The sequence below is a fragment of the Rhodoferax koreense genome (assembly GCF_001955695.1).
GTDB lineage: Bacteria > Pseudomonadota > Gammaproteobacteria > Burkholderiales > Burkholderiaceae_C > Rhodoferax_B > Rhodoferax_B koreensis.
In genome coordinates, this window is the sequence record NZ_CP019236.1 from 3,384,788 (window position 1) to 3,396,250 (window position 11,463).

Annotated in this window: 17 protein-coding genes; all 17 read right to left on the reverse strand. The window is 64.1% G+C overall.

Translation table 11 applies throughout. From position 1 onward, the window contains the following. Window positions 1-135: 135 nt before the first annotated feature. The 17 genes from RD110_RS15610 to RD110_RS28030 all read right to left on the reverse strand — a co-directional run bounded on the left by RD110_RS15610 (window position 136) and on the right by RD110_RS28030 (window position 11,405). On the reverse strand, window positions 136-2,271 hold the full coding sequence (locus RD110_RS15610; RefSeq protein WP_157900203.1) for a portal protein: 2,136 nt from the start codon (window positions 2,269-2,271) through the stop codon (window positions 136-138). Continuing rightward, window positions 2,268-3,719: a TerL gene (locus tag RD110_RS15615; RefSeq protein WP_076200329.1), complete on the reverse strand. Its 1,452-nt coding sequence runs from the start codon at window positions 3,717-3,719 to the stop codon at window positions 2,268-2,270. Before RD110_RS15615 ends, RD110_RS15610 begins: the two co-directional genes overlap by 4 nt. Window positions 3,720-3,795: 76 nt before the next feature. Then, on the reverse strand, window positions 3,796-4,428 hold the full coding sequence (locus RD110_RS15620; protein ID WP_076200330.1) for a terminase small subunit: 633 nt from the start codon (window positions 4,426-4,428) through the stop codon (window positions 3,796-3,798). A 1-nt stretch (window position 4,429) separates the two neighbouring features. Next, on the reverse strand, window positions 4,430-5,014 hold the full coding sequence (locus RD110_RS15625; RefSeq protein WP_076200331.1) for a hypothetical protein: 585 nt from the start codon (window positions 5,012-5,014) through the stop codon (window positions 4,430-4,432). Then, window positions 5,011-5,622 (reverse strand): glycoside hydrolase family 19 protein, encoded by a 612-nt coding sequence (locus RD110_RS15630; RefSeq protein WP_157900204.1) that lies wholly within the window; start codon window positions 5,620-5,622, stop codon window positions 5,011-5,013. Before RD110_RS15630 ends, RD110_RS15625 begins: the two co-directional genes overlap by 4 nt. 11 nt (window positions 5,623-5,633) lie before the next feature. Beyond that, window positions 5,634-6,128, reverse strand: a complete 495-nt coding sequence (locus tag RD110_RS15635; protein ID WP_157900205.1) for a hypothetical protein — start codon at window positions 6,126-6,128, stop codon at window positions 5,634-5,636. After that, entirely contained in the window at window positions 6,128-6,604 is a 477-nt protein-coding gene (locus tag RD110_RS15640; RefSeq protein ID WP_076200334.1) for a hypothetical protein, read from the reverse strand. The genes RD110_RS15635 and RD110_RS15640 overlap by 1 nt, the downstream gene beginning before the upstream one ends. 630 nt (window positions 6,605-7,234) lie before the next feature. Further along, on the reverse strand, window positions 7,235-7,627 hold the full coding sequence (locus tag RD110_RS15645; protein ID WP_157900206.1) for a hypothetical protein: 393 nt from the start codon (window positions 7,625-7,627) through the stop codon (window positions 7,235-7,237). Continuing rightward, window positions 7,624-8,058 (reverse strand): hypothetical protein, encoded by a 435-nt coding sequence (locus tag RD110_RS15650; RefSeq protein ID WP_076200336.1) that lies wholly within the window; start codon window positions 8,056-8,058, stop codon window positions 7,624-7,626. Before RD110_RS15650 ends, RD110_RS15645 begins: the two co-directional genes overlap by 4 nt. A 92-nt stretch (window positions 8,059-8,150) precedes the next feature. Next, window positions 8,151-8,576: a hypothetical protein gene (locus tag RD110_RS15655; protein WP_076200337.1), complete on the reverse strand. Its 426-nt coding sequence runs from the start codon at window positions 8,574-8,576 to the stop codon at window positions 8,151-8,153. Window positions 8,577-8,602: 26 nt separating this feature from the next. Continuing rightward, window positions 8,603-9,061 carry a hypothetical protein gene (locus tag RD110_RS15660; RefSeq protein ID WP_076200338.1) on the reverse strand — a complete coding sequence of 153 codons (459 nt, stop codon included), beginning with the start codon at window positions 9,059-9,061 and terminating at the stop codon, window positions 8,603-8,605. Further along, the gene (locus RD110_RS15665; protein ID WP_076200339.1) at window positions 9,058-9,306 is read right to left on the reverse strand and encodes a hypothetical protein; all 249 of its coding nucleotides are present in this window, start codon (window positions 9,304-9,306) and stop codon (window positions 9,058-9,060) included. The genes RD110_RS15660 and RD110_RS15665 overlap by 4 nt, the downstream gene beginning before the upstream one ends. Beyond that, a complete protein-coding gene (locus RD110_RS15670) occupies window positions 9,303-9,632 on the reverse strand; it encodes a hypothetical protein (protein WP_076200340.1) in 330 nt (109 codons plus the stop codon). Before RD110_RS15670 ends, RD110_RS15665 begins: the two co-directional genes overlap by 4 nt. 2 nt (window positions 9,633-9,634) lie before the next feature. After that, window positions 9,635-10,168, reverse strand: coding sequence for a crAss001_48 related protein (locus RD110_RS28365; protein WP_204249977.1), 534 nt, complete (start codon window positions 10,166-10,168; stop codon window positions 9,635-9,637). Between the two features lie 318 nt (window positions 10,169-10,486). After that, a complete protein-coding gene (locus RD110_RS15685; protein ID WP_157900207.1) occupies window positions 10,487-10,813 on the reverse strand; it encodes a hypothetical protein in 327 nt (108 codons plus the stop codon). Beyond that, the gene (locus RD110_RS15690) at window positions 10,810-11,256 is read right to left on the reverse strand and encodes a hypothetical protein (protein ID WP_076200343.1); all 447 of its coding nucleotides are present in this window, start codon (window positions 11,254-11,256) and stop codon (window positions 10,810-10,812) included. The genes RD110_RS15685 and RD110_RS15690 overlap by 4 nt, the downstream gene beginning before the upstream one ends. After that, window positions 11,253-11,405, reverse strand: a complete 153-nt coding sequence (locus RD110_RS28030) for a hypothetical protein (protein ID WP_157900208.1) — start codon at window positions 11,403-11,405, stop codon at window positions 11,253-11,255. The genes RD110_RS15690 and RD110_RS28030 overlap by 4 nt, the downstream gene beginning before the upstream one ends. Window positions 11,406-11,463: the final 58 nt, after the last annotated feature.

The window sequence follows — 11,463 nt, forward strand, 5'->3', positions numbered from 1 at the left end:
CAACACCCACGGCCTGGACGAGAGGACCGCGGGTGGCTGCCACTGCGTACACACCGATCCCCGTGGGACTGAATCGGCGGCTGGAAACGAAAAAGCCCACACAGGGCGGGCTCGTGAATGAGGTTGGTGAAGGCGCTACGCGATGGCTTCGTGCAGCGCCTCCTTGATCAATGCGGCGTGGTCGACGGGGTTGGCCAGGGCCGCCTCGATCTCGACCGACTTGGTTTGGTTGAGCTGCGCATCGGTGATCAGCTTCGCGGTGTTGGCGCGCGTCTCGTTGGCCTCCACGCCGGACTGCACGCGCTGCTCGATCTCGCCGGCCTGCGCGGCCGTGAGCCGGGCCTTGGCCTGCGCGCCCTGCACATTGGCCAGGCCGATCGCTTCCTGCGCCATCTGGGCCTTCTGCGCGGCGGCCATCTGCTGCTGCTCGGCCGCCTCGGCGCCGGCCTTGTCGCCTGGTACCGGCAAGCCTTCGGCCTTGCGCAGGTCGTCCGCGATCTGCTGGCGGTTGTTGAGGTTCGAGCTTTCGAGGTACGCGGGTGCCAGGATGGCCACTGCCTTCGGGTTGCCGGCCAGCGCCTGGATGATCGTGGCGAGTTGCTGCTGCTGCTGGCCACGGAAGGCCGGCGTGCTGGGCACCTCGGCCAGCGCCGTCCGGACATCGGCATCCTTCACCGTGTTCACCGGCTGGTTGGTCTGCCGGTCCCAGGCGTTCAGGACGATGATGCGGCGCGTGCGGCCTGAACCGAGCGGCACCTGCAGGTTCGGCTGCTGGTGGTCCGCGGCGATGTCTTCCTTCAAGCACTCGAAGACGGAGCGGCGCGCGAACACATAGTTGTCGTTCATCTCGCCCATCGACTGCTCGCCCTGCTCCACCAGGATGCTGTTGGCCACGCCGGACTGGACCTGAGCGCTGCCGAGCTGGCTGCCGTAGCGGCCAGCCGTGTCCTGGATCAACTGCTTCGCGTCGCCCATCACCGTGAACTGCTCGGGCTGCATGGACAGTTCGTTCTTCACGGTCAGGCCGCCGTTGGGGTTGGTGCGGGTCTTGCTCAGGACGGCCACCAGGTCAGGACGCATCACGCTCTCGGCCAGGTCGGCGATCGTGTTGTATTGCGTGGCCAGCGCATCCTCTTCGACGAAGACCTGCTTCGCCTTCAGCATCCACTGGATGCGCAGCCGACGCTCGTTGTATTCGTCCTGCGGGCTGATCATTCCGTCGATCAGGCCGTACGGGCTCTTGTCGCCGTCCTCGCGGAAGGCGAAGAAGGGGAAGTACGGGAACACCCGCTTCTTGGTGCCGATGTCGATCAGGCGGTGCGGGCCGGCAAACAGCGCCATGCGCACCTGCGACGTCACGCCCTTGGTGACCTGCACGAGGCCGCGCGAGATCGCCTCGTTGTGGCGCTGGTCCTTCGGGTCGTATTCGACCTTCTTGCCCGAGGCCAGGGTCAGCACCACGACGCTGGCGGGCACGCGGTACCAGACCTCGTACATCTTCACCTGCTTGCGCGCCGTGTCCACCCAGTCCTGCCGCGCGACGCGGAAGCGGCGTTCGCGATCGAGCGCATCGACCAGCATCTGGTCAGGCTCACCGACGAAATAGCCTTCGGCGATCAGCGAATCCCAGCCGGAGACGGCGCGCTCCAGCACGCCCTTGAACTCAGGCATGGCCGCGGTGATCTCGTCGAGGTCGATCATGCGCTTGCGCACCAGCCAGCGGCAGCCGTTCAACAGCGTGTTGCCCTTCTGGCCGTGCCAGTCCCACCAGATTTCGTTGCGATGCACGTCCTCGACGTTGTACGGGTAGGCCAGCGGGTCGGCGTTGCGGCTGACGTGCACCCAGCCGATGCCCGTCTTCACCATCGACGCATAGGCGTTCGACACCGCCATGTGCGCCGATGTCTCGCGCTCGGCTTCCTTGAGCTTGGCGCCGATCACCTCGGCGACGTCGGTGTAGCTGTCGTCGTCGGCCTGCACGCTCACGTCGGTGCGGCTCTTCGCCTCCTGGCCGAGGACGGAGTTGATCACCGGCCGGATCAGGTTCGTGGCGCGCAGGTCCAGGCCTTCGGCGATGCACTGTTGCTCCTGCTTCGGGCTGAGTTGCTTGCCGTCGTAGTAGGCGGCGCACAGGTCGGCGCGGTCGCGCCAGAGCGGCTGGCCGCCGCAGTCGTGCAGCATGCGCTCCAGGGCGTACAGGCTGTAACCGCCGCTCGCCGAGTCGCGCGACGTGTCGCCCGCCCGGTCGTCGTATGGCTTCAATGGGGTCATCGGTTACCTCTCAGGCGTCGGAATTTGGCGGCGTCCGCGGCCGTGTTGGGGTTGTGCACGGTCAGCGCGGCAACGCCTTCGCCGCCGCCCAACATCAGGTACTGGCCGGCTTCGCAAGGGTGGCTCGACGCGTTCTTCACTGGCACGTCCATGTAGCGCTCGTCGCCGCTGACCTTCATGCGGCGGAATTTGTAGTCGCCCTGCATGCCCTTGCGGCTGACCTTGCAGTCGGGGTGCAGCAGGAACCCGGGTTGGCCGTCGATCATTCGGCGCATCGGTGCGTTCACGGCTTCGGTGCGCGTCGCGAACACGTTGGTGTGGGCCGGAACCGCAGGGATGCCGTTCGCCTCCAGCAGTTGGAACACCGTGCGTTCTTCCTTGTCGCCGGCCTGGCGCTGGTCACCAGCAGGATCGCCAGTGATCGAGACGATGGGGAAACCGTGGCACTTCTCGTTGAGGAAACGCTTCAGCTCGAGCGCGAACCGGATCACGCCGGTGTCGGTGGTCACCAGCTCGTAGCGGATGCGCCATTGACCGTTGGGCAGGTGCTGCCCGATCCAGGCCGCCGGCGTCAGGCCGAAGTCCAGGCCGATGTGCAGGCCCAGATTCGGCACCAGCTCGAATTCCTTGCAGTGCGTGCTGTCGCGGTAGTCGGGGTACACCGGCTTGCCGTCGGCGACGAAGCCGTATTCGTTGGCCAGGTTGACCAGGATCCAGGCCTCGGTCTTGCCCTGCGCACCGTTGATGTAGTAGTTGAGCGGCAGGTTCTTGACGTTCTCGGCGAGCGGGTTGGGCTCCCAGGCCGCATCCTTGTTCTTGCGCGTCAGGCCGCCGGGCTGCTTCAGGAACACCCAGCCTTCAGGCCTCACCTCCTCGGCCAGCCGGTAATACCAGTGGTCGTTGTCCGGCGCGTTGGTATCGCCGAACATGCCGTACCAGGTCGGCGGCACAGCTTGCGGGAAGCGGCCGACGCGCAAGTCCATCATCTCCAGCACGGCGAACACCAGTTCCTTCACCTCGTTCAGCCAGGCCGCGGTGAGCTGCATGCCGCGCAGCTTCTTGATGTGGTCGGGCCGATCGAGTGCCAGGAAGATCATCTCGGCATCGACGAAGGTGCCGTCGGGCAGATCGAACGACACGTGGTGTGTCGGTGGCTCCAGGCCGCCGCGGTTGAACTTGCCCAGGCCTTCGAACATCTCCAGCCAGTCCTTGATGGTGGTGCTGAAGAGATCGCTGTAGGTGTTGCGGACAGCCAGGATGCGGGTCTTGCGGGCGCCGGTGCTGTCGGGCGCCTGGCCAAGCATCACGCGAAACGACTTCCAGCAGCTCGCATTCGTCTTCGAGGACCCAAGCGGGCCGCAGATGAACGTCCGCTGCGCCGTGCTCAGGATGTACTGCTCCAACGTCGGGCCTTGCGGCACGTACGTGTATTCGATCTGCGGCGTCATGCTTTAGGACAGATCGAGCGTGCCGAGGCATAGAAAGCCGGCTTTTGCCATACCAAGCTGGGACGAATCGCGCAAATCATGCAGCTTTCCGCCCCGTGTAGTCCTTGATCACCACCATCGGCCGCGCCTGGTCGTTGTCACGCTTAAACAGGCCGCGGTAACGCATGGCCTTGTCCAGCGCGTCGACCTTGCTGGCGATCCGGTACTTCCTCACCCGGCTCACCAGCTTGCGTTCGTCGCCCGTGCCGGCCCACTCCTCCACCACTTCCACGCCAGCCAGCGCCACTGCGACGTCCTCATCCAGCTCATGGAGAGGCACAGAAACGCCGTTCGCATCGACAAGCCGGCGCGGGTCGAGGAAGGCAATACAAGCCAGCTCGCGTGCGATACGGTCCTCTGTGAGGTCGTTTGCCGTGATCCGCTTCACGATCTGCGCTTCGATGGCGGTGCTGATCTCAACATTCATCAACAGGCGGCTGCCCTGCTGCGCGGCCGTGCGCTTGCTGTAGCCGGCGCGAATGGCGGCCTGCGTGGCGTTGCGGTCCTTCTGGTACTCCGAGATGAACAGGCGCTGTTGAGCCGTCAGCGGCTGCGGTGTGCGTGCTGGTGCTGCTGGCTTGCTCAGAATCGGCGTACGCGCACCGGTTTTGCCTGTTTTCTGTGCAATCGCCGCCTTTTGGGCCGGTCGGAGCCGCTTCGCTGTCGTCATCTCAGTTCGCCGTCTTGTCGTTGATCACCGTGGGCTTGCAACTGGCGTAGGCGTCGTTGATGGCGTCGGCTTCGCGGGTGAGCCGTTGAAGTAGTCCAGTAAGGTCCGTTGAAAGTAGCCCGCCGGTTTCGGCTCCGTCTGCTGGACGATCAGCGGGATGGCCGGGAGCTGCGCCTTCGGCGCCAGCACCACCGCTCCCACCTCCGGTGCAGGTGGGAGCGTTTGGGTCGCGCAGCCGGCCAGCAGGACCAGCAGCAGTGCGCAGCTTCTGGCGCAGGTCATCGGAAACGGTCTTGGCTTGTGCATCACGGATCTCCTGTGCGTCCTTCTGGGCTTGCAGTGCGCGTTCGGCGTTGCGCACGCGTTCGGATTCGGCGGCCAGCTTCTGGGCGGCCTCGCCTTTGTTGCGCTCGATAGCGGTGTTCAGGTCCGACACCCTGGTTTTCTGGGCCTGCGCGTCCAGGCGGGCGACGTCACGCTGATGGCCTACTGCGCAGCCGTGGACCATGTATGCGGCGAGCAGCGCGGCCCAGGCCCAGCCGGGCACGATGTCCAGCACGGCCAGTGGAGAGGTCGGGATGTTCATGCCAGTGCGGCGCGGGCCAGGTCGGTGAGTTCGATGCGGCGGGCCAGGGCCTCATCGCCGCCTTGCACCTTCTTCGTCACGGCCTCGGGGTCGTTCAGGATGGCGTCGGGGATGCGTTTCTCCCACCACTGGATGCCGGCCTGCAGCGCGAAGTGCGGCTGCGTCAGCAGCTCGGGCGTGTGTTCCAGGTCTTGGCCGATCAGGTCGCCGGTGAAGGCGTAGCCGGTGCGGCCGGTGATCATCGGGAAGCCGCGGCCCCGGTACCGCCAGCCGTCGCCGATCTCTACGTTGCCCATCCGGCCGCCGTAGGTGCGGTTGGCCAGGGCCTCGGGGTTGCGCACGTACGGGCGGGCATCGGCCAGCGTCGGGAAGCGGCGTGGCCAGACGGCGCAAATGCGTTCGGCCGTGGTGTAGTTCAGGTCCTCTTCGAGCTTCTCGAGAAGACGCGACTCCACCAGGATCTGGCCGAGGAACGGCGCCAAGTCGTCGGGGCTGCTGAATGTGTCGTCGCTGATGGTGTTGGCGAACACTGGCGCCCACGCGATCGCCGTGGCCGGCTTCACGTTGCAGGACGTCAGGATGCGGAGCCAGTCGTTGGTGGTCTTCATGGCGATCTCCTTCAAGCCGGGTCGACGTTCTTGCGGTATGAGCCAGCCGACAGGTACTTCTCGGTCATCACTTCCAGGAACTTGGAGCCCAGGAAGCTCGCGCTGAGCACGGAGCCGAGCGTCGACCACAGGCCGAATCCGGACTGCTGGCTCAGGATGAAGGCCAGAATGCCGGCGAGCCAGGCGCCGAACATGTGCGAGCTGCTCATGATCCAAGGGCGTGGCAGCGGCTTGCCGGCGGCGGCCGAGAGTTCGCGGTCGATGCGCATCAGCAGCGACGTCGCTCCGGACATGGTGCTGATCACCACGGCAGTGAACAGCAGCGCCGGCTGGATGTTCAGCGGATCGACCAACGCCACGGCGCCGGGCGAGATGGCGGCCAGCGCCGGCAGCGCGGCCAGGGGCAGCCACACCATGGCGATCAGGCCCCAAATCAGGCGGCGCAGGAGGGACGCGGTAAGGCGCGCGCTGGCCTGTGTGGTCAGCCGGTCATGGAGTTTGCGCATCATTGGGGGGCCCGGTGGCGTTGGAACGAATCGAAGAAGGCGACGCCCACCGCGAACAGGGCGTCGATCCAGAAGGGAAGGACAAGCGGGCGGTACCAGCCACCGTCGCCTGAGACGAACACGTACGTCATGCACAAGATGCCGAGCGCCAGGAAGCAATAGACCAGGTGCCGCTTGTTCTTCGCGGTGACCAGGCGGAACCGCTCGGGCATCAAGTCATTGACGATGACGTCGGCGATCGCGACCATCGCGACGGCCGCCAGGCCTGCCGCCAGCATCCAGCCTTGCTGCCCGCTCTTCTCGATCAGGCGGTGCGTGAGCGCGGAAGGCTCGGTCCACATGGTGTAGACCCCGGTCAGGGTGGAGAGCGCCACGTACAGGCGCGTCATCCAATACCGCGGCAGCGTGCTGATGTGGCGCTTGCCGACCACGTTGGCGTCGCCCCAGCCTGTATCGCACTCGCTCCTGGTGGCCATGGGCGATCCTTCAAGTAAAAAAACCCGCCCGGGGTGAGCCGGACGGGTCGAAAAACTGATGCACCGATTGCGCAGTGCACCAGAGGAGACAAGTGGGCCGGGCGGCCTGCAGCGTCCCTAGGGAGGAGTGGGAGCTGTGCTACAGGCCTACCGGGGCAGGTGTATTCGCCGTGCACACTGCGACGGCCGCTCGTTGCCTTCCAGAGCCGCAAATGGGAAGGCGGCCGGTCGGTTTGTGCTGAGCGGATTTAAAAAGAAAAAAGCCCGCCGACCGTTACCGGAGGGCGGGCGAAAGTACCTTGCGGTACCCCACGATGAAACTGTGCCGGTTACTCGATCCGGCGGTATTGCACCAGCGGTTAAGCCCAAGCTGCGACGCTCTCAGGCGGTCATGGAGGGAAGGCTGACTGCTGCACAAAGGGTTCGCCAGGCCCACGCTTGTCACTCGATAGGATCCCGGCCAGGACAAAGCTCGCGTATTCATGCCGAGAAACGAAAAAGGCCAGCAATGACGCTGGCCTTGAAATTTTGGTGGCACCTATCCCACCGGACGCGATTGGATTTGAAAACTAACGTTGTGTCAAGGTGTTGTCCTACAAACTCAACATGCGTCGGGCCCGGCAGCGCCAGTTACTTCAGGCCGCGGCTGGCTGCAGCCTTCTGTGCTTCCTCAAGCTTGCGCTGGCTTTCAAGGCCCACCTTCATGAGTTCCGCGGCAGTGACGCACTCTCCATCTGAAGCGCCAGCTCGCTCGGTGTAGATGAGGCCCTTACTCTCGCAGTGCTCCATCTTGGACTTGGTTTTCTCATCTGCCATTTTTGCCTGCTCCGCCGGATCGATTTTCGTCGGTTCATTGAACATGCTGTTCACCATGCCTAAGCCAATGATTACCAGGACGATAAGGAGTACAGGGTGACGAATTTGCATGGATTTGCCGAGATAGGAGAGAAAGCCTAAAAGAATATCAGGTGTCATGGAACACACCCATGGGCGGATATAAGACGGTTCGAAGAATGATTTCAAGCCACTTTCATGCGAGCTTCGGAAATGCGCACGGCCTCGACCGAGAAATGCATCGGATGCCTAAGAATAACGGCTTCGAATGCAAACTCCTTCAGGCCCATCTCTTCCAAAGTCACGAAGCCGGCGGAGGGTTTTCGCAGGGCAACTATTCTCTCGACCGCAGGGATGATCCCTAATTCTTTAATCATCGGCCAAGTTCGGCTGGCGCGCTGATGTCGGCCCTTCTTCACGCCAAGGACTTCCTCGTAGGCGTAGACGGCTTCGATGCACTCGCGTTGAACGTCGCTTTCGGCCCCATACGCCTCTGCCCGGATCTGAACTCCTCGCTTTCTACACTGCTCCGCTATCTCTGGCTTGCCAAGTGCGAGTGCATTCTGGGCGAGATTTTTGCAGTCCTGAACCGTCTTAAGATTTGCGACGAGTGGTTCCAATATGCCTCCAAATTGTGGGATGTCTCAACGACTCTAGCGCAAGTCTTCCTAGACAGTTAGATAACTTGTGCGCGCGTTTTTATCTGGTCCGGTCACCCAATTGCGCCATCACGGCGCAACTGGATCAGCAGCTTGGTGCGCGCTTCCATCAGCAGCACCTCGCGCTCGTCTTCTGTCTTCGGCAGGACCGGCGAATGCCACACGTCGAAACCGGTGGCCAGGTTGCGCGCCTGGAAGGCCAGCGCGGTATGCCAGCGGTGCGGCGTGTTCGGAATGCGCTCCATGGCGTCCTTGATGGCCTGCACCTCGAGGTCGTCGGCGCGGCTGGCGCTGGCCCCGTTCTGCCAGTCCCAGTGCCCGGGCGTGCGGAAGTCGCGGCACGTGGCGTCCGACGACGAATACCCTGCCGAAAGCCGGTAGCCCTGCTGGTGGCGGTGCCACATGACCAGCAGCTCGTTGAGCCGCAGGTCGATGGCTGCAGATTGACGGTCCTGCGCTGCTTCTGCCGTCGTAGTCATGGTGGGTTTCACTCCTGTTTTCATAGCTAATTCACTTCGTCCCACATGGGCAGGTTCTTCGGCCAGAGCCGGAATCCGACGATCACGGCGCGCACCTGGGCAGCCCAGACCAGCGCCTGCCGCACGGCATCGGCGTGGGACATCAGCTCGTAGTTGTCGAATGGCCCGTGGCATCCCTTGATGCCCACGCGAACCGTGCAGAGCGGGAAGCACAAGCGGTCGTCGCGCTTGATGCCCTTGCCGGTCGGCGGCGGGTGCGCGGCCTGGCTGTAGCCGACGATCGAGCAGCGGATGCACGGCAGGCTGGCCACCAGGCGGAGGTAGGCCTCGCACTCCAGGGCGTTTTCCTTCGGGATGGCGCGCACCTCGTCGTTCACCGGCGCGGGCAGCCGGAAGCGGCCGATGGCGACCGTGGGCGTCTTGTAGACGCGCTCGGCCTTCTCGCGCTGGCGCGGCTTCGACCGGATCGCAGTGCGGCGCATCATCGGTCGACCTCCAGCCGCCGGCGACGCTGCCGCAAGACCAGCTCCTCCTGAGCGTCCTTGATGAACTCGTCGAAATCGGCATCCTCATGAAGCGGCTGCTTTGCAACGGCCTCGACCACCCACAGCGGCGCGTCCCTGAATACATAGGCACGGCCCAGGCAGTGACGCACGATCAACGGGAACACGAACAGCAGCACCAGCAAGACCTGCAGCTTGCTCTGAAGCCAGGCGAATAGCGGAATCACGTCGGCAACTCCACCTTGACCAGCTTCGACACGATGGCGCGCATGTCGTCCAGGTGCTTCTCCGTTGCGGCGATCTGGCTGGCTGTGACATGGCCACGCTCAGGCCGATAGCCCATCCTCCAGAGCTCGTCCATCAAACTTTGGGCCGCGTCACGATCCATCTCCAGGACGGGCGCACGCCATTCCTGGTTGGGCTCGAACTTTTCAAACGTCAGCGGCAGCGCCTCGAAGTCAACGTCGCCATCGGCGTTGCGCGTGATCACCCGGACCTCGACGGAGCGTCCGAAGTTGCCGGGCTGCAGGTGGATCTCTTGCTTGCGGCGCATGGTCAGAATTCACCAATGCGCTCGCCGAGCACTTGAGAATAGGCTCGCATGGCCACGCCCTGGCGCAGCAGCCGGGTCTGTTCAGACTCGGGCAGGCCGTGGAAGATCGGCGTGGAATAGAAGGCGCTCAGCTTCTGCAGCTTCTCGTCCAGGTCCTTCTTCTCATCGATGACGCGCTGCTGGTGCGCAGCCAAGGCTCGCGGAGCGGCACTGTCGATCACGACCTCGCCGAACTTCTCCGGATCGGCCGCTGCCCCGTTGCGCATGATCGGCCCGGCAACAGGCAACTGAAGCGTGTAGCCTTCCTCGAAGGCCTTGGCCGGGCTGAAGCTCGAATAGCTGTCGTCGTACACCACAAAGTAGCCGCCGGCGCGCGGCGCGTGCTTGGTCTGCCACTCCTCTGAAACATCGATTGGATCTGGCACGCCGGCGAGATACAGCTTGGCGCCTGAGAAGTGGCCCACCGTGACGGAGTCGATCTTGGCCGCGCGCACGACCTTGTGGCATTTCCACTGGGGGAGGTTTGAGGTGTCCATGTTCATCTTTCAGTTGTGCGGCCGAGGGAGCGCGGCCACTTCGCTGTTCAGTACTGTTGGTAGATCCCGCAGTTGGCGCACATGTGGCCCTCCGGCGTGAGGTAGAAATATTGGTTGCCACAGGCGCACTCGCGTACGAGCTGGCCAGGGCTGGGAGAAAACTCAAATTTCCATTTGCCCTTGATCGCGTGGCACGAGGGCACTCAAATTCAGTGACCCCAGTGGGAGCGACTGCAGCCCAGGTATGGCCACAGCCGAGGCAGAAAGCCTCGCCGGCGCCGTGCTGCACGCGCTGAGCAAAGGTCAGAATGACGGCCGTCATTTGCCGAACCTCTTGGCCAGAGCGCTGTTCGCGGCGGCGTAGTGACGCCCGACGATGTGCACGTATTCGGGCTCGACGGGCTTCTCCCAGACGCACAGGCCATCGGCATCGACCTTGCGGCCTTGCCATCCCCACAAGGTGACAGCCGTCCAGAACGGGTGCCGCGGGCCGGGCTGGTTCGTCGCGATATCGCCGCCAGCCGTCAGCACGGCCGGGCCGCACCAGTGGTGCATCTCGAAATGGAAGCGATTGCCGTCCACTTCGATCAGGTAGTTGCGGGGATCACCGGCGAGCAAGCAGCCGCCCTCACAAGCGCACTTCATGGCTGGGCACCCTCCTCCGTGAACTCCACGCCGAGCTCGACCACGGCGAACACGATCACCTGCAGCGTGAACTTCGCGAACTGGTCATCTGTCAGCGCTTCGGTGCTGCGCGGCAGCTCGACGACGACACGACGGCCGCGCACCACCTGGCGCTCGAAGCGCGGCTCGATGAACATCTCGGCGAAGAGCTGCTTCCACGCCTTGGGCGTGTAGCGCACGACCAGGCCGGTGTCAGGGTCCGGAAGCCTGACCTGCTGCGAGATGTCGGCCAGCACCGGGCCGTGAAACAACTTGCGGAGCTGGTGCCGGCGATCAGGCTCGTCGCTCACGAGCTGCATCACGAAGCGGCGGCCCCGTTTCGTGCCGTGCTTCGCCACGGCGTAGAGCGAAAGCGCGGCCTCGTGCGCGCTGTGCCGATCCTGGACGAGGCGCTGCTCGATCACGGCAACACCTCGGACACCCTGAAGTTCACCCCGCCGAGCACCCAGATTGCGCCGACGGCCACCGTGAACGGCGCCAGATGCACGCCTTCGATGCGCATGGTGAGGATGTTCCAGCGCCCGCGGCCAACTGGTTTCAGGAGGACGGTCACACGAACACCCCCAGGATGCCCGGCAACACATACGCGCCGAACCACAGCCAGAAGATGA

Coding starts and splice junctions, on each gene's coding strand:
- RD110_RS15610 (WP_157900203.1), bottom strand. CDS start 2,271: ATGACCCCATTGAAGCCATACGACGACCGGGCGGGCGACACGTCGCGC.
- RD110_RS15615 (WP_076200329.1), bottom strand. CDS start 3,719: ATGACGCCGCAGATCGAATACACGTACGTGCCGCAAGGCCCGACGTTG.
- RD110_RS15620 (WP_076200330.1), bottom strand. CDS start 4,428: ATGACGACAGCGAAGCGGCTCCGACCGGCCCAAAAGGCGGCGATTGCA.
- RD110_RS15625 (WP_076200331.1), bottom strand. CDS start 5,014: ATGAACATCCCGACCTCTCCACTGGCCGTGCTGGACATCGTGCCCGGC.
- RD110_RS15630 (WP_157900204.1), bottom strand. CDS start 5,622: ATGAAGACCACCAACGACTGGCTCCGCATCCTGACGTCCTGCAACGTG.
- RD110_RS15635 (WP_157900205.1), bottom strand. CDS start 6,128: ATGCGCAAACTCCATGACCGGCTGACCACACAGGCCAGCGCGCGCCTT.
- RD110_RS15640 (WP_076200334.1), bottom strand. CDS start 6,604: ATGGCCACCAGGAGCGAGTGCGATACAGGCTGGGGCGACGCCAACGTG.
- RD110_RS15655 (WP_076200337.1), bottom strand. CDS start 8,576: ATGACTACGACGGCAGAAGCAGCGCAGGACCGTCAATCTGCAGCCATC.
- RD110_RS15660 (WP_076200338.1), bottom strand. CDS start 9,061: ATGATGCGCCGCACTGCGATCCGGTCGAAGCCGCGCCAGCGCGAGAAG.
- RD110_RS15670 (WP_076200340.1), bottom strand. CDS start 9,632: ATGCGCCGCAAGCAAGAGATCCACCTGCAGCCCGGCAACTTCGGACGC.
- RD110_RS28365 (WP_204249977.1), bottom strand. CDS start 10,168: ATGGACACCTCAAACCTCCCCCAGTGGAAATGCCACAAGGTCGTGCGC.
- RD110_RS15685 (WP_157900207.1), bottom strand. CDS start 10,813: ATGAAGTGCGCTTGTGAGGGCGGCTGCTTGCTCGCCGGTGATCCCCGC.